Origin of the sequence: Rudaea cellulosilytica DSM 22992, assembly GCF_000378125.1 — a bacterium.
Classification (GTDB): domain Bacteria; phylum Pseudomonadota; class Gammaproteobacteria; order Xanthomonadales; family Rhodanobacteraceae; genus Rudaea; species Rudaea cellulosilytica.
The window spans coordinates 87,727-104,626 of sequence record NZ_KB899241.1 but is presented as its reverse complement, the minus strand read 5'-3'; the positions used below and the strand labels follow the sequence as shown (position 1 = coordinate 104,626).

Annotated in this window: 15 protein-coding genes; 3 read left to right on the top strand and 12 right to left on the bottom strand. The window is 63.4% G+C overall.

From position 1 onward, the window contains the following. Positions 1–62: 62 nt before the first annotated feature. The 8 genes from F455_RS0100535 to F455_RS22760 form a co-directional block, all read right to left on the bottom strand. The gene (locus F455_RS0100535) at positions 63–548 is read right to left on the bottom strand and encodes a cupin domain-containing protein (RefSeq protein WP_018971298.1); all 486 of its coding nucleotides are present in this window, start codon (positions 546–548) and stop codon (positions 63–65) included. 13 nt (positions 549–561) lie between these two features. Then, positions 562–1,164 (bottom strand): DsbA family oxidoreductase, encoded by a 603-nt coding sequence (locus F455_RS0100530; RefSeq protein ID WP_018971297.1) that lies wholly within the window; start codon positions 1,162–1,164, stop codon positions 562–564. A gap of 16 nt (positions 1,165–1,180) precedes the next feature. After that, positions 1,181–2,080, bottom strand: coding sequence for a lipid A hydroxylase LpxO (gene lpxO / locus F455_RS0100525; protein WP_018971296.1), 900 nt, complete (start codon positions 2,078–2,080; stop codon positions 1,181–1,183). A gap of 117 nt (positions 2,081–2,197) precedes the next feature. Next, on the bottom strand, positions 2,198–3,616 hold the full coding sequence (locus tag F455_RS0100520) for a glycoside hydrolase family 30 protein (protein ID WP_018971295.1): 1,419 nt from the start codon (positions 3,614–3,616) through the stop codon (positions 2,198–2,200). A gap of 28 nt (positions 3,617–3,644) precedes the next feature. Beyond that, a complete protein-coding gene (locus F455_RS0100515) occupies positions 3,645–4,661 on the bottom strand; it encodes a LacI family DNA-binding transcriptional regulator (RefSeq protein WP_018971294.1) in 1,017 nt (338 codons plus the stop codon). 15 nt (positions 4,662–4,676) lie between these two features. Then, positions 4,677–6,677, bottom strand: coding sequence for a glycoside hydrolase family 3 protein (locus tag F455_RS0100510; RefSeq protein WP_018971293.1), 2,001 nt, complete (start codon positions 6,675–6,677; stop codon positions 4,677–4,679). Positions 6,678–6,679: 2 nt separating this feature from the next. Continuing rightward, the gene (locus tag F455_RS0100505) at positions 6,680–9,694 is read right to left on the bottom strand and encodes a TonB-dependent receptor (protein WP_018971292.1); all 3,015 of its coding nucleotides are present in this window, start codon (positions 9,692–9,694) and stop codon (positions 6,680–6,682) included. Between the two features lie 19 nt (positions 9,695–9,713). Beyond that, the gene (locus tag F455_RS22760; RefSeq protein WP_157578357.1) at positions 9,714–9,935 is read right to left on the bottom strand and encodes a hypothetical protein; all 222 of its coding nucleotides are present in this window, start codon (positions 9,933–9,935) and stop codon (positions 9,714–9,716) included. A 123-nt stretch (positions 9,936–10,058) separates the two neighbouring features. Here F455_RS22760 and F455_RS0100500 point away from each other — a divergent pair, with 123 nt between their 5' ends. Continuing rightward, the gene (locus F455_RS0100500; protein WP_083918735.1) at positions 10,059–11,498 is read left to right on the top strand and encodes a glycoside hydrolase family 30 protein; all 1,440 of its coding nucleotides are present in this window, start codon (positions 10,059–10,061) and stop codon (positions 11,496–11,498) included. A 1-nt stretch (position 11,499) separates the two neighbouring features. Here F455_RS0100500 and F455_RS0100495 read toward each other — a convergent pair whose 3' ends face one another. The 3 genes from F455_RS0100495 to F455_RS0100485 form a co-directional block, all read right to left on the bottom strand. Further along, on the bottom strand, positions 11,500–12,060 hold the full coding sequence (locus tag F455_RS0100495) for a TMEM165/GDT1 family protein (RefSeq protein WP_018971290.1): 561 nt from the start codon (positions 12,058–12,060) through the stop codon (positions 11,500–11,502). A gap of 261 nt (positions 12,061–12,321) precedes the next feature. Then, positions 12,322–13,335, bottom strand: coding sequence for a hypothetical protein (locus tag F455_RS0100490; RefSeq protein WP_018971289.1), 1,014 nt, complete (start codon positions 13,333–13,335; stop codon positions 12,322–12,324). Positions 13,336–13,408: 73 nt separating this feature from the next. Next, the gene (locus tag F455_RS0100485; protein WP_157578356.1) at positions 13,409–14,431 is read right to left on the bottom strand and encodes a hypothetical protein; all 1,023 of its coding nucleotides are present in this window, start codon (positions 14,429–14,431) and stop codon (positions 13,409–13,411) included. Positions 14,432–14,650: 219 nt separating this feature from the next. Between F455_RS0100485 and hemP the strand changes: the two genes are divergently transcribed. Both hemP and F455_RS21665 read left to right on the top strand, forming a co-directional pair. Next, entirely contained in the window at positions 14,651–14,848 is a 198-nt protein-coding gene (hemP, locus tag F455_RS19190; protein WP_018971287.1) for a hemin uptake protein HemP, read from the top strand. Between the two features lie 95 nt (positions 14,849–14,943). Further along, a complete protein-coding gene (locus F455_RS21665) occupies positions 14,944–15,591 on the top strand; it encodes a hypothetical protein (protein WP_018971286.1) in 648 nt (215 codons plus the stop codon). 30 nt (positions 15,592–15,621) lie between these two features. Here F455_RS21665 and F455_RS21540 read toward each other — a convergent pair whose 3' ends face one another. Further along, positions 15,622–16,899 carry a PDZ domain-containing protein gene (locus F455_RS21540; RefSeq protein ID WP_018971285.1) on the bottom strand — a complete coding sequence of 426 codons (1,278 nt, stop codon included), beginning with the start codon at positions 16,897–16,899 and terminating at the stop codon, positions 15,622–15,624. Position 16,900: the final 1 nt, after the last annotated feature.

The following is a 16,900-nucleotide window of genomic DNA, read 5'->3' as shown; positions in this document are numbered from 1 at the left end:
CAACAAAGCGATCCGATCCGCGAATCGCGTCACGCAGGATGCGGTTGGCTTGCGGCCGCTCTTCAGCGATAGCGGAGTGCGTCCGGCATCGCCCCTGCCAGTGCGGCCAGCGCTTCGGGTTCGGTATCGATCAGCGCGAAGCCGGCGAAGTCGAAGCCCGGCGCAACGCTGCAGGCGGCCAGCGTGTAGTCGCCGAGCGGGCGCGCGGCCTGCCAGATTCCGGCCGGTACGCCGACCAGGGGCCGTGTTTGCGTCGCCGCCTCGCTGCGACCGAGACGATGATGTTGGAATTCACCCGTTGCGGCGTCGAACAACATCAGTTCGAGCGCGTCGCCTTCGTGGTGCTGCCAGATCTCGTCGGCGTCGATGCGGTGCCAACGGCTGATTTCGCCGGAGCACAACAGATAGTGGATCGCGGTCGCTACCGGCCGCATCACGCCGTTGTATACAAGTGTCGAAGTGGAAGTGTATACGCGCCGATAGCGGCCGCCTTCGGGATGCGCTTCGAGACGCAGCGTTTCGATCAACTCGGCGGCGCGCGGATGCATTGCCGTCGCCGCGTCAGGCGCCGAGTTCTGCCGCAGCTTGCTCAGCGGCCTGCGCGAACACGGCGAGCGGTTGCGCGCCGCTAACGTAGTACTTCTGCCCGAACACGATCGCGGGAACACCCTGGAATCCGTATTGCGCGGCCTGCGTCACATCGGCGGCGACGGACCGCTCGCTCGCCTGGTCGCTGCCGGAAATCGCGGCGATGCCGTCGAAATCACACTGAGCTGCGATCGCGGCGAGTACGCTTGGATCAGAAATGTCCTCGCCATGCAGCCAGTACGCGCGAAACAGCGCGTCGTGCATGCCGGCACCCTTGCCCGCGACATCGGCCGCGGCGAAAAGACGATGCGCGGCGCGCGTGTCGATGTCCAACGGACCGCGATTGATATCGAGGCCGAACTCCTCGCGCATCTGCGCGGTGAGCTTGGGCGTGTGCTCGGCAATCATCCTGCGCTTGGCCGCATCCATCGGCGGCGCGCCCGCGGGGCGCAGTTGGAACGCGTGCCAGTGCAGGTCGAGCGGGCGCTGGGCCGCGAGCTGTTCGAGGCGCAGGGCGCCGATGAAGCAGAATGGGCAGACGAAGTCCGACCAGATATCGACGCGCAATGCGGCCATATTCGCGACTCCGGAATTACAGCCAGATGATCAGCGCGAGTACGGCAACGCCGATCGACCACTTGATCGCGTAGTACAGGCGCTTGTTGCTTTCCTTGAGCGCCTTGCCCTTGAGGCGCACCGCGTAGAAATACTTGAACACGCGATTGAGGCCGCCGGTGGCGTCGCCCGCTTCGTTGGGAGACGAAGCCGCACGCACGAGATGGCGACCGAACCAGTCGTTGACCGCCTGCGCCCAGCGGTAGCGCATCGGCCGTTCGACGTCGCAGAACAGGATGATGCGGTCGGTCTGTGTCTCGTTCTTGGCGTGGTGGATGTAGGTCTCGTCGAAGACCACGTCTTCGCCGTCGCGCCAGGAATAGCGCTGGCCATCGACGTCGATCCAGCAACCATCGTCGTTCGGCGTGACCAGGCCGAGGTGATAGCGCAGCGAACCGGCGTACGGGTCGCGATGCTTCATCAGGCGCGCACCGGACGGCAGTTCGGCGAACATCGCCGCCTTGACCTGCGGAAGTTCCTTCAGCAGTTGCGTGGTCAGCGGGCACAGCTTCACCGCCGAGGGATGCGCGTCGTCGTACCACTTGAGATAAAAGCGCTTCCAGCCGAAACGGAAGAACGAGTTGAAGCCGACGTCGTTGTACTGGCTCGCGGCTTTGATCTCGTGTGCAGAGCGCAGCGCCAGCGCCTCGTCGCGGATTTCCTTCCAGTGCGCGCGCAGCTTGTCCATGCCTGCCAGTTCGGACGCCGGCAGGTAGGGGTGCGCATGCACGCGCGAGAACGCGTACATGAACAGGTTCAGCGGCGCGAAGATCGTCGAGTGGTCGCCGAGCTGACGGAACGGGTTGTAGCGCACGCGCCCGCGGAAATGCACGTAAATCGCGGGCACGAGGAACAGGGCGAGCAGGAACCACTTCATGTAAACGGGGGATGGCGGAACACGGAGCGGAACAATGCGGGCTGCCGCGCCGAATTGCAACTTGCGCGGCCACCTACCTCGCTAAGCTCGACGGGAACGCGGGTGCGTCGCGCTGCCTCAGGCGAAATAGGTCTGGATGGCGTGCGCGGGTATGCGGCAGCCGCGCCTCTCGCCGGCGATGTCGAGATTGAAGTCGATCGCAGCCTCGCCCGGATTGAAAGCAACGACGGCGATGCTGCCGTCGGGATTGGCGAAGGCGCACGATTGCAGGCCGCGCGGGGTTCCGGCCAGTTCGACGCGATGCGCGCCCGGCTTCACGTAGCGCGAGAAATGCGCGATCGCGTGGAACGAACTCTGGTAGAGCACCTTGCCGCCATCAGTATCGACGAGCACGGGCGCGTCGCAGAAGTTGCCGACGTGGTTGGGACCGCCGCGCATGTCCAGCGCGATGTTCCAGTCGATCCAGCCGCAGACGCCGGCGTTGAGGTCACCGAACAGGTTGCGCGCATAGCGCTCGCCGACCATCCAGTCGCCGGGCTTGGCACCACCTTCGACGCAGCCTTCGGTGAACAGTACGTCCTTGCCGGGGTATTTCTTCAGCACGCGCGCCTCGGCGGCGTAGTCGTCGCTGACGTACCAGTGCACGGCCATGCCGGCCATGTACTTGGCCGTTTCCGCATCGCCGAGCATCGCGTCGGCGCGCTTCTCCAGCGTGTCGCGGTTGTGGTCGAAGCCATACAGCTTGATCCCGCCGAAGCCTTCGCGCGCGAGTGTGGGACCGAGGTGCTTGCGCACGAAGTCGCGCTCCTGTTCAGGCGTGTAGACGCACGATTCCCAGCTCTGCGTTGCCTCGGGCTCGTTCTGCACGGTCAGGCCCCAGAGCGGGATCTTCTCCTCGTCGCGCATCGCGCGCAGGAACTTGACGTAATGGTTTGCCCAGGTCGCCGCGTATTCCTCGCGCAGCGAGCCGCCGCGGTCCATCTGATTGTTCGTCTTCATCCAGGCCGGCGGGCTCCACGGCGAGGCGAGCAGCTTGAAGCGGTCCGTGCCGGCAATCCGATGCGCGTCGCGCAATAGTGGCATCAGCCAACGCTGCATCGGCTTGAGGCTGAAGTCGAGCAGCTCGTAGTCGCCGGGCGACGGCGCGAGCGACCAGGTTGACAGCGAGAAATCGCAGCTGCCGATGTGCGTGCGCGCCAGCGTGTAGCCGATGCCTTCGTGCGGATCGTAGTAGCGCTTGAGCACCTCGAGCCGCTGCGCTTCCGGAAGTTGTTTGAGCACGTAGGCGGAAGACTCGGTCAGCGCGCCGCCGAAACCGCTGATCAGCTGGAATCGCTTCGATGGATCGCAACTCAGGGTCGGTGCGCTCGACATCGCCGCTCCCGCGATCGTGCCGGACGCCAGGCGTGCGCCATCGCGCGATGTTTCGACCACGGTCCAGGCGCGCATCGCTGCGCCCTTGGCGAACGCGTGCGGCAGGGCGAGGCCAAGTGCGCCGGCGGCGCCTAGCTGAAGAAACTCTCTGCGTGTTTGCATGAACTTCGCTGTCCGGATTGTTGAATCGTCATTTGCCGTTCGCCACGCGCGCTACCGACGCACGCCAGGTCACGCTGGCGGCGAACTTGCGCTTGACCGGCTTGTTCGTCTCGTAGCACTGGTTGAGCAGCCAGCGCACGCCGTTGAGCGCCACGTCGTACCACGGGATGTGCACCGAGGTCAGGCGTGGCGCGGAATATTCCGCGGTCGCGGTGTCGTCGTAGCCGATCACGGAGATCTTGCCCGGCACGGCGATCCCGGCTTGCTGGAAGTACGACAATGCGCCGACGCCCATCTCGTCGTTCGCGCAAAACAGCGCGGTGAACTTGTGCTTCGATGCGATCAGCGCCGCGGCCGAGTTCCAGCCGCCTTCGGGCGAAAAATCGCTGTCGATCACCGGAATGGACGACGTATCGATGCCTGCATTCCCGAGTTCCGCCATGAAACCCTCGATGCGCGCCACGTTGTCGCGTGAAGTCGCGAAACCCGCAATCACGGCAATGCGGCGATGCTTCATTTCGAGCAGGGCCTGCGCCGCGAGCCGACCGCCTGCATGATGGTCGGCGGAGAAGCACTGATTGTGGATGGAGTTGAGCGAGTGGTTGAGCAGAACGAGGCGCGAAGCCTGTGTGCCGAGCGCGGCGATGTCGTCCTCGGTCAGCGCGTCGCTGACGAGCAGATAGCCGTCGCAACCGCGCTCGATCAGGAATTCGAGGCCTTCCATCGCTTGCTTGCGCGCATCGCCGTTGCCGCTGCCGAAGGCGACGACCATGTTCTGTCCGTTCGCGCGCAGTTCGGTATGGATGATGTTGAGGATCGGCGTGTAGAACGAACCCTTCAGCATCGGGATGTAGACGCCGATCATGTGCGAGGCGCCGGTCGGCAGCGTGCGCGCGGCGTGCGAAGGCCGGTACTTGAGTTCCTCGATCGCACGCCGCACGCGTTCGGCGGTCTTCGCCGACACCGAGCCTTTGCCGCTGATCACGCGCGAGGCGGTGCCGAGTCCGACTCCGGCGAGGCGTGCGACGTCGTTGATCGTAGCCATGTCGTTCTCGTGTCCTTACTTTGCACAACCGCTAGTTGCCGCTGGCGCATCGAGAAGTCCAAGATGTCGCGGACTTGTATACTTCAGCCCGTAGCCGAGTGCAAACAACGGCTCGCCCTCGCCCACGGCAAACGCAGCCTGACACGGTGACCGTGGCCACTGGAATGCCAACGTGCCACGAAAGTCGTGCGCGATCGCGCCGTGTGCGTCGCGGAACAACACATCGCCTACACCCTTGCCTTCGGTACCGGGCAGCCAGGCGGCGACGAATGCATCCGACAGATTGATCAGGTCGTTCGCATACAGCGGACGTCCGGACACGAGCACGGTGATCACTGGCTTGCCATGGCCGGCGACTTTCCGCAGCACCTGCAAATCCTCGGGAAAGTGCTCGCTTTCGGCGAGGCTGGCTGGAGCGAGGATGTCGCCCTTCATTTCGGCGTAGGGCAATTCGCCGATCACCGCGATGACCGCGTCGAAGGATCCGACATTTGCCTTCGCCGCGGTCTTGTCGAAGACGACGTTCGCTTTTCCCGCCGCTTCGCGGATGCCGGCGAGAATCGTATCGCCCGCGACAAAATCCGCGTTGTGGTTCTTCATGCCCTGCCAGTCCAGCGTCCAGCCGCCGGACTGGTTGCGCAGCGAGTTCGCGCTCTTGCCGACGACGAGAATTTTGGCGCCGCGCTTGAGCGGCAGCACCGCGCCGTCGTTCTTCAGCAGCACGAGCGACTCGCGCACTGCATGCCGCGCGAGGTCGCGTGCCTGCAGGTCGCTCGCATTGCCAAACACGGCGTCCGCTTTGCGCTCGAATAGGCCTGCGCGCATCTTCACGCGCAGGATGCGTGTCACTGCGTCGTCGACTCGCGTCATCGGAATCTCGCCGAGACGCACCTGACGCGCGGTCTTCTTGATGAATTTCTCCCACTTCTGCGGCACCATGACCATGTCGATGCCGGCGTTGATCGCGGCTGCGCAGTTGTCACGCTCGCAGCCGGTAACTTCGGCGATGCCGTTCCAGTCGGAGACGACAAAGCCGTCGAAGCCCATGCGCTGTTTCAGCACGTCGGTCAGCAAGTATCCAGCGCCGTGCATCTTGCCGAAATCGCGCGTGCTGCTGTACGAGGCCATCACCGTCTGTGCGCCGGCTCCGAGCGCGCCGAAATAACCTTGGGCGTGGACGGCGATCAAGTCAGCGTGGCCGGACAGGTTGATGCCCCGGTCGACGCCGCGATCGGTGCCGCCGTCGCCGATGAAATGCTTCGCGGTCGCAAGCGCACTGGTGTCGCTGCCGAGCTTGCCCTGCAGACCTTCGACATAAGCCGCACCGAGTTCGCGCACGATCGCTGGGTCGGAGGAGAAGCTTTCATAGCTGCGCCCCCAGCGATAGTTCTGCACGACCGCGAGCGTCGGCGCGAACACCCAGTCGATACCCGTCGCGCGCACCTGGCGCGCGGTCGCCGCGCCGATCTCGCGCACGAGCCCCGCATCATGCGTGGCACCGAGTCCCATGTTGTGCGGGAATACCGTTGTGCCGGAAACGATGCCATGGCCGTGCACCGCATCGGTGCCCCAGATCAGCGGAATCTTCACCGCCATGTCGGTGGCGAGCGCCGCGGCGTGATAGCGCGCCGTTGCCGCGCGCCATTGCGCGAAGCTCGCGCCACGCGTGTCGTCGGGTTGCGTGTTGCCGCCGTTGAGCACGCTGCCGATGTAGAAGCGGCGCACCTCGTCGGGCGTGATCTTGCGGATGTCGGCCTGGGTCATCTGCCCGATCTTCTGCTCGATCGTCATGCCGCCGACAATCTCGCGGATGCGCGCTTCCATCGCTGCATCCGGCTTGATCGGACTCGTCAATTGCGGCCAGTCGGCAAGGCTGTCGGCGCTGCGGACACGCTCGGCTTTCGGCGTCGATGCAGTGGGAGCCTGCTTGGTCGTCGCGGCCGTGCAGCCGGCCAGCACAAGGCCCGCGATAGCGTGGAACAGCAGATTTCGCGCTACCGCGGGCGTCTTGCTCATCGTCACAGCTTGTAGTTCAGTCCAAGCAGAATCGTGCGGCCATAGGTATCGTATTCGAGCGGTCGCGCTACCGAGACGCCATTGGGCAAGCCCGAGACCTGTTGCGTACGGTAGGGCGAATCGGTCACGTTGTTGACTTGCAGGAGCACCGACAGTCCTTTCAGCCTGCCTTCCTGGAAGTCGTAGCCGGCCTGGAAGTCTGTCTGTTTGTCGGCGAGGATCTTGGTGTAGCCGATCTGATCGAACAACGCGACCGCTTCACCAGTGAACTCGGAGCGATAGCGCTGGGCGAGACGTGCCGAGAAACCATTCTTCTCGTAGTAGATGGTGACGTTGGCAGTTTTCGCCGACAGACCCGGCAAGGTGGTCGGACCACCGGGAATTGCAGCGATCGAACTCGTCGGAATCTTGCTCTTGTTGTAGGAAAAGTTGCCCTGGATGCCGAAGCCATCCAGCCAGGATGAAAACAACTTTCCTTCGAGCGCCGCGGCCAGTTCGACGCCCTGGATGCTGCCGCCGGTTCCGTTCTCAGGAATCGTGTTGACACCGATCGTGGAAATCGCCGCGATGTTCGGCGTCGGGTTCGTGTATCCCGCGAAGTTGTAATTGTCGACTGTCTGGTTGTAGATGTAGGTCAGCAGGTTCTTGTTGAAGACGGCCGCCGAGAGATAGCTGGCCTCGCCGAAATATTTCTCCAACGAGAGATCGGTGCCGACGGCGACCCACGGCCTGAGGAAGATGTTGCCACCGCTGCCGCTCCAGGTGCCCTTGGTGGGATCGTTGCCGACAGAAGCACACTGTGCGTTCGGTGGCGTCCCGCCGCAAGGGCTCACGTAAGCGGATGAGGCGATCTTCTCATCGTCGATGCGTCCACGCACCATCGTTTTGGCCAAACCGAAGCGCAGGTAGGTGCGATCGCCGAGGTCGCCGACCAGGTTGAGACTGGGCAGGAACTTGTTGTATGAATCGCTGCCGCGGAGCGTGCCGATGTAGGTATCGCCGTTGCTTTGAATGGCGGTCGAAGACACTTCCGTGCGCACGAACTGGCCACCGATGTTGCCGCGAACCGGAATGTTCCAAAGCGAGGTATCGATGTTGAGTTTGACGTAGGCGAGCGGCACCTTTTCAGTGACCGAATAATTGCGGTTCCAGTCGTTCTGGCCGCTCTTGGGAATGAGATAGAACTGGTTGGCAACGGCAGACAACACGTCGTAGTACGGAATGCCACCGATGCCGCCATAGGCGAGCGAGGTGCTGCCGTCGGGGTTGCCGATCGGCACGTAGTCGTGCGGGTTGTACGGCGCGTTCTGGCATTGAGGATTCGCAGTGGGACCGCCATAGGACGTCGAGCAGCCGTTGCCGTTGAGATAGGCAAAGAACACGTCGGCCTGCTTCGACTTTGTGCGCTCGGAGTAGTCGAAGCCGAAGTTCATGCCGCCGAAAATCCAACCCAGCGGATGCGAGGCTTCGAGACGGAATGCCTTGATCTCGTCTTTCTGGCTGTCGTACTCGGCGCGGCCGTTGTAGCTGTAGTTGGTCGGGTCGGCGAAAACGACGTTGGCCGGATTCGACAGGTCGGTGGCGGGCGTGAACGTCGGATAGCCGGTGCCGGCGGGCATCGAGAAGTTGGTCGAAAGGAAAGCGCCGTTGGCGAGGCCGGTGAACGCATAGGCGTCGTGCAGCTTGACCTTCGCCCGCGAGTACGACAGATCGGCAGTCACCTGCCACTGGTTGTCGAATTCGAAGCGGTTGTTCCAGCCCGCGGAGAACAGATAGTCCTTCTCCTTGGTGTACTCGTTCTGCATGATCGGCTGCAGGCCGTCCATCGTGCCCGACGTGGCGATCGGGTAGGGGCCGCCGAGCGATGTACCGACGTTGGAGAAGGCGATGCCGTCCCATGGGCTGCTCGACCACTGCAGACCGTTCTTGTATTTCTCCTGATCGAACTTCGAGTAGTAGATGTCGAGCGTCGAATGGTAGCGATCGTTCGGCGCCCATTCGATGATGCCGATGGCGCCATCGCGCACCTGGCCTTGCGATTGCGCGCGAAGCTGCATGCCTTCCTCGGAAAGCACGCCGTCAGGCATTCCAAGCGTGTGCGGTCCACCCCAGTTCTGCTCGATGCTGCCGGCGCCGTTGTTCATGCTCCACCACCACGCCTGATACTGCTTTTCCTGCGAGGGCGAATCCAGATGGGCAACGCCGAACGCTACGCCCAACGTGCGGTCGAGAAACTGGTCGACGAACGAGAAGCTCAGGCGATTGCCGTTGGTGCCGACGCCGCTGCCGGGGTTGAGATTGCCATTGGTCGTGTGCTCGCCGCGTACGTTCGCGGCCATCGTCATTTCCTGGAAGTCGAGCGGATGAATCGTGTGCAGATCGATCGTGCCGGACAAACCTTGGCCGATGACGGTGGCATCGGGCACCTTGTAGACGACCGCACCGCCCATGAGTTCGGCGGGATATTGGTCGAACTGCACGCCGCGGTTCTCGCCCGTGGACGCCTGCTCGCGACCATTCAGTGTGGTGCCGACGAAATCGGGCGACAGGCCGCGAATCGAGATGTATTCGGCATGGCCGTCGACGCGCTGGGTTGCGAGGCCGGGCAGACGCGCCAGGCTTTCCGCAATCGACAGATCGGGCAGTTTGCCGAGGTCCTCGGGCGCGATCGCTTCGGCGATGCTGTCGAGGTTCTCTTTGACCGACAACGCACTCTGGATACTGCCCTTGATGCCGGTTACCTTGATCGTGTCGAGAGTGGCGGCGGCATCATCTCCCGTGCCCTTCTTCAGGTCGGCGGGTTTGCCCTGATCCGGCGTGGTACCGGATTGCGCCTGGTCGGCGGGCGCTGAGGCCGAGGTCGCGCCGCCGGCTGCCATCGCGCCTGTGGATTCGTCGGCGGCAATTGCCGATGACGCGACGAGAAAAAGCGCGGTCGCGCACGCGACAGCGAGCGGACGTTTGCGCAGCCTGCGGGCCTGCGTGATGGACGTGCGCGACGTGCTGGAATGAATCATCGGTGCTCTCCCAAGGTGTTTATAAATTGAAGAGTGCGACCAAGGCTGGCCGCTTTTTATCTTCGCGACCACGGACGATCGCAGGAATAAACATTTGCGTTTCATGCGGTGCGCGGCAGGTGCCGGCGCGCATCCCCGTCTTGCCCTTTCCTCGCAACAAGAAAGAATTTTTGGAAACGTTACCAATTTCGCCGCGGAATATGCACGAGATGTAACCGAACGTCACCGTGCGGCGCAGCAAATTCCTGGCCTCAATGCGGTTCGGAATCGGCCGCGGACCAATCGGGGCGCCGCGTGCCGCTTCCCGGTTTTGCTATATTCCGGGCAGGTTTAAGTTGGGAACGTTTCCATTTTGACTATCCAGATGAAAGTCCAATGCGCCCTGTCAGCTCTGTGCATTCTCGCGTTGGCCGCCTGCGCAACCGCTCCGCGACTGCCGAAGCGCGCGTCGGTGCAAGTCTGGCTGAGCACCGCGAATGGCGAAAAACAACTGGCGCGCGAAGCTGATCTCGCATTCGACGTCTCGACGAATGCAAGCACCATCATCGATATCGATGCAGACAAGCGTCATCAGGCGATGATCGGCTTCGGCGCGGCGATCACCGATTCATCCGCATGGTTGATCGAGAAGCGCATGGATGCCGCGCAGCGCGACAAGCTGCTGCACGAACTGTTCGCGCGCGGCGACGGCGGCCTCGGCATCGACTTCACGCGCCTGACCATCGGCGCCTCGGACTTCTCGCGTGCGCACTACAGCCTGGACGACATGCCGCCGGGACAGGCCGATCCGGCGCTCGCCCATTTTTCGCTGGCGCCGAAAATCGCCGACACCGGCGCCGAGCAAGTGTTGCCCGTCGTTCGCGCGGCGCTTGCGATCAATCCGCAGTTGAAGGTCATGGCTTCGCCGTGGAGCGCGCCGGCGTGGATGAAGACCAACGACAGCCTGCTGCATGGAACGCTCAAGTACGAATACCATGCCGCCTTTGCCGACTATCTCGTCAAATACGTCGACGCGATGGCAGCCGCAGGCGTGCCGATTTTCGCGTTGACCGTGCAGAATGAGCCGCGCTTCAACCCGCCCGACTATCCGAGCATGTTGCTCAGCGCGGGCGCGCGGCGGCTGCTGATCGGCGAGCATCTCGGACCTGAACTGGCGAAGCGCGAACGGCCGCCGCTGATCTTCGACTGGGATCACAACTGGGACATCGAGACGGAGCCGCTGGCCGTGCTCGCCGATCCGCCAGCGAATCGCTACGTCGCCGCAGTCGCCTGGCATTGCTATGCGGGCTATGTCGATGCACAGACGCGCGTGCACGACGCGTATCCGGACAAGGACGCCTATCTCACCGAATGCTCAGGCGGCGACTGGAAGCCGATGAAGGACGACGGCCTGCTCACGATCACGCGCCGCCTGCTGATCGGATCGGTGCGCGGCTGGTCGCGCGGCGTGTTGTTATGGAATCTCGCACTCGATGAAAACCACGGCCCGCATGCGGGCGGATGCAAGAATTGCCGCGGCCTCGTCACGATCGATTCGAGGACGGGAAACTTCACGCGCACCGTCGACTATGTCGCCCTCGCGCACGCGAGCCGCTTCGTTCGCCCTGATGCGCGGCGGGTCGAGTCGAGCGAAGGCCGCAACGACGTCGACAATGTCGTGTTTCGCAACGCCGACGACGGCTCGCTCGTGATGATCGTCGCGAATTCGTCGCCGTCGGCGCAACGTTTCGTCGCACGAGGGACAGGGCGCGCGTTCACCTACGAGATGCCCGCGCGCAGCGTGGCGACGTTCGTCTGGCGCTGAATCACAGGCCCACGAGAATCCACACTCCGAGCACCGCGAACAGCAGCGCCGCACCGATGCGCGCCGCACGCAGCGGCAACTTGTGCGCGAAGCGCGCACCGAGCCAGACCACGGGCACGTCGGCAATCAGCATGCCGAGTGTGGTGCCGCTGACCACCTGCCAGAGCGGATGATATTGCGCGGCGAGCACGGCCGTCGCGATCTGCGTCTTATCGCCCATCTCGGCGAGGAAGAAGCTCGCCACTGTCGCGATCAGCACGCCGTGCGCACTGCCGTGCGTGGCTTCGTCCTCGTCGGCCTTGTCAGGCTTGAGCGTCCACAGTGCAATCGCGAGGAAACTGATCGCGACGATCCAGCGCAGAGTCTGCGGCGAGAGCCATTCGCTCACGATCGCGCCGAACGCGCCGGCGAGTGCATGGTTGAACAACGTCGCGATGAGGATGCCGAGGCAGATCGGCCAAGGCTTGCGGTACTTCGCCGCAAGGATCAGCGCGAGCAGCTGCGTCTTGTCGCCGATTTCACCGAGGGTGACGGTCAGCGTGGAGATGAGTAGGGTTTCCAAGAAGAACTCCGAAGCCGGGGCAGTGGACGCAATGATTCCCCCGCGCGGCCCCGGCTGGTGCGACGCGAGCGAACCAAAGGTCTCGTCGAGCGCGAAAGATATCGCGTTTCCCGCGCCACGAGCTGCCGCCCGAGTGTGTTGACGCGGAACTCCGGGCTATGAATCAGCCCGGCTGACTACTCCCCGATGGAGTGCGCGCAGTTTATCGACGACCTGGCTTATCGCACAACGAGGCTTATCGTCGCATCCGATCTTCTTTCATCACGGTCCGTCCGATTGGCAGATAGTGAAACCGTTATATGCCGCGTTTTTCCTGTTGTTTGCGAAGTAACTTTGATAGGCGTTGCGTGCCCAGTTCTCGGCGGCGAGTTTCTGCTCGTTGGTCAAATTCTCCGCCATTGTCTTGAGGCGCATGTCGAGATACCTGATGGTCTTGTCGCTACTGTTGTCCTGCACGCCGAGACGACTCAGCGTGAGATAACGATAGGTCATTGCCGCATCGATTCCGGTGACCTGGCCGAGCAGTGATGGAACGTTCCCCTCGTAAGCCAAGGCGAGTTGGCTGACCATGGTCCAGTCGCCTTTCTCGACAGTAGCGTCCGCGTAGGCGAGGGCATTCTGCTTGTACTCGGACAACCACTCCGGGTGATCGACCACGCCGCTGGGGATGCCGAAAGTGTCCGCGCCTCCGACATAGCAATTGGCGGCGGCTGAGTCGCCGAGTTGTGCGGCAAGCAACGCGAGCGGCAGCGACGAATCGACTTGCTCCGGCGCGTCGGAGCACAGCGCGGCATTGCTGCGAAGGAATTCCAGTTGTGACTGCGCCATGCCGAGGAACGCGTCCGTGATCTTCAGATCTTCCGCCGTGGCCCCATCGCTCTTTTCATCTAGCCAGCGTTTGGCCATCTGCGGAGTGCGGCGGATCAATTGCCGGAATCGCCGGCAGCGCTGGGCATCCTGAAACAACCGCGACGCCGCTTCTGCATCACCAGCATCAGCGCGCGCCTTCAGTTCTTCGAACGTCTGTTTCAAAGGCGTGCCAGGCGGAGGCAGTGGTTTCGAGGCGCTTGCCATTTTCGTCGGCAGCTCTGATTGCGCATGTACAGCTGCGCGCCTCGGTGCGTTCGGTCGAGCGTTTGCGCTAGGGCTGCCGATATCGGCATTAGCGTTTTCCGCGACGATCGAGCCGCGCGCCGGTGCTGCGTTCCGTCCAAGCCACCAACCCGCAGCGAGTGCCGCGATGATCGCCACAACGACCCAGAGATGGCGTCGCATTCGCTCTCCTCGAATTCCCGTCTTCGCGAGGCGATGCTGCGCACTTCGCCGACATCGTGCAAGTCGCTGTGCGTCAGAATCCCGGTCCGCTGCCCTGGCAGGCCTGATTGGCGCTGGCGATCTGGCCGGTCTGGCGCGGCGTGTTGTTGAAGTACTGCTGATACATCTGCTGCGCCTGCTGGTCCGCCGCCTGGATCTGGTCTGGCGTCAACTGGCCGGAAAAATTGCTCAATGCATTTGTCGAGCGTTGCGATTGTTGCGTGCCGGTCGGCTGGCCGAGGCTCATCAGCTTCGCATAGGTGTAGGCCTGTACGGCGCTTGTGCCGGTGATCTGGTTGAGCATGTTGCGCGAACTGCCGCCGTAGGCCTGCGCCATCAGCATCGCCATCGACCAGTCGCCCTGCTGCAGGGCGCTGTTGGCGAGATTGAGCGCATTGGTCTGGTAGTCCTGCACCCACTGCGGATTGTTGACCAGCCCCGGCCAGTTGTTGAGGTTAGCGCCGACGTAGCAGTTCGCCGCTTGGGGGTCCCCGAGCTGAGCGGCCTGCAGCGTCGCAGGCACGAGATTGGCCATGTCGTCGGCGCTGAGGTCGGCGCACATCGCAGCATTGTTCTTGGTGAAATCGAGATTGCGTTGGACGAAATCGAGCATGCGCCCGCTGCGCGGATCGCTGGACGTATTGTTGAGCACGCGGTTGGCCATGCCCGGCATCGTCTGGTTCAGGCGCTGCACTTCGGCGCAGGTTTGCATGTCCTTGAACAGGCGCGAGGCGGCGTCGGCATCGCCGGCATCTGCGCGCGCCTTAAGGTCCGCGAGGATGGACTTGAGCTGCGTGCCCGCCGGGGGCAGCGGAGCATGTTCGCTCGGGTTGGAGACGGCGCTGTCGAGCATGCGATTGCTTGTCATTCCGGCGAGTTTTGCTTTCGCCGTCGCGGTCCCTTGCATTTTTTCCTTCGCGGAAATGGCCGCTTTTTCTACATCGGCTCTGGCTTCGGTCAGGCTGCCTTGCGCCGGCGCGCTGCGGCGTCCGCTGTAGAAAGCGATCGCGGCGATCGCCACGGCACAAAGGGCGATCGCAATAAATTGGCGTGACACGGGAGCTCCGCGGGTTCGCAACGAGTTGCGACATTCTTGCGCATGCATAGCGCGGTTGTCGAAGCGCTTCGTGTAAAGAATTGCAAGACGGACTGCACACTCCATACGCATTGTCCGGACGCGGTGCCGGGCCTACAGGCCACGCCGATTGCGTGAAAACCGCTTGACATGCAAATGAGAATTATTATCATTTAATCGAATTCGCCACGGAGCCATGTCATGCACACTGCGACCCTACCGCTGCCTTCGGGCGATGCTTCCTTACGCACCGTCGTGCGCGCTCAAGCCGTGCCGGCGCAACGGCAGTTCGACAGCCGCACTTTGTTCGGCGATGCGCAGGAGGTGCGTATCACGCATTTCGGCCAGGAGTATCGACTGCGCCAAACGCGCAACGGCAAGTTGATCCTGACCAAATAAACGTACGCCCGCGCCCGCATGCGGCTAGCAGCGCGATTTGCGTCCCCGGTGGTGCGACAAGCTCGAGCATTGTCGATGGCGGGAGGAGAACGAAGATGAGCGACAGCGTGCGTGACGACGGAATGCGTGGCAGCGCCGAGCCAAACGTTTCTTCCGACTACGAGTGGAGATCGCGCGAAGGCGCGCGCGGTCCGCAACATGACGCGATCGACTGGTGCCGCCTGGCTGTCTGGCTGGCGCGGCTCGGTCCCGTTTTGTGGCTGCATCGTGCCGACAGCGATAGTGTCTTTCCGCGTGCGCGCCTGTGCACGCACGGCGCGCTGCTGCTCGATCATCCTGTACTCGCGGCGATCGCGGGCAGTGTTGCGGTCGAAGCGCACAGCGCGGTCACGTCGCACGGTCCGCGAGAATGGCTGGAGCTCATCGACGCACAGCCAACCTGTCTCGCGCGCCTGTACCTGCTGCCCGATGCCGACTACCTCGCCTGGGATGCGATGCTCGGCGATTGCGGCATTGTACGCGCGGCAGCGCATGCGCCCGCGCGCTGGCGTGCGCATGCGGCATTCTTGCGTTGCGCTTTGCGGCGGCGTGATTCGTGGCGCGCTCGCATCGTTCGCTTTCCGTTGATGCGCCTGCCCTGCCTGCAGGTGCTCGGCGCGCGCGCGCCGATGGAATTGTCCTCACTGAGCCAGCAGGTTGCCGCGGCGATCGCGTGTGATGAGAACGTTGCGTTGGACGGTTGAATCAATCGCACTTGATCGCGCAAGATCGGTTCAACTTCCGGCAATCGCCCCAGTTATTGCCGGAGCGAGCACGACCGGTGTAACCGGCGCGGGCGGCGTGGGCGGGGCCGGAGGCGCGGGTGCGGCGGGAGGAGTGGGCGGCTTCAGCGGCGCCAGTGGTTTCAGCGGGACGGGCGGCGCGGGAGGTGCTGGTGGTGCGGGCACGAACAGACTCTTGAACTCCGGCGCCTTCATGCTCAGCGTCTGCGTCTTGTGCGCGCGCAACACCTCTACCTTGACCTCGCGGCCCTCCTCGCCTTCACGCAGCAGGCGCATCGCATCTTCGGGACGCGCGATCTTCTTGCCGTCGATCGCGAGCAGCACGTCGCCCGACTTGAGCGTCTTCGTCGTCTCCGCATCGGCGGACAGCACGAGCGCGCCGTGGTCCGCACCGAAGTAGCTGCCGAGGTCGGGATTGAGGCTGGCGAGATTGAGTCCCCACCACGGCGTCGAGTAGTAAATGCGGTTCGCCGAGGCCTGATGGCGCGCCTGGTTGGCTATTTCGCGTGCTTGTTCGGCCACCTCTCGCCCCTGTTCCGCGGCGAGCCGGCCCTGCTCGGTGGCAAGCCTCGTTGCTTCGCGCACCTGCTCGCGGATCTGTGCGGCCTGCTCCCTGCTCATCTGTGCGTCCTGTGCAGCCCGTTCGGCATCTGCACGGACGCGTTCGATGTCGGCGTTGTCGAACGAGAACGCGAAGTTGAACGGCTCACGGCGCTCGGCCTTGATCTTGACGTCGACGTTCTTGCTGTCGCGTTGCAGGGTGAGCGTCACTTCCTGGCCGGTTTTGAGATTGCGCAGCTTCTCGTTGAGGATCTTCGGCGATGCGTCGCCGGATTCGCCGAGGTTCTCGCCGCGCACCTTGACGATCACATCGCCGTTCTTGATCCCAGCTTTGTCGGCCGGGCCTCCCGGCGTCACCGCGTCGACGCGCGCGCCGCGATCGTCCTTCGACAGCACCACGCCGATCATGCCGCGATCCCGGTCGCCGATGTACTGGTAGGCATAGTTGCGCGGGCCAAGGTCGCCGAGCCGTGCCGACATCTCGGCCATCTTCTTCGACAACTCGCGCATCTGTTCGCGCATGCCGTCGAGCTCGCGGCGGGCCTCCTGCGCATCGACCTTCCCGTCCGCGCGTGGAGTGGCGTTGGCGCTGGTTTGAGTGTCGACCTTGGCAACGGGGGCCGCGGCGGGCGTTTCGGCGGCGCCGACAGTGCCGGCAGCGAATGCCAACAAAGCGAGCAGCGAGGAAATAGTCGGAAAGTGTTTCATG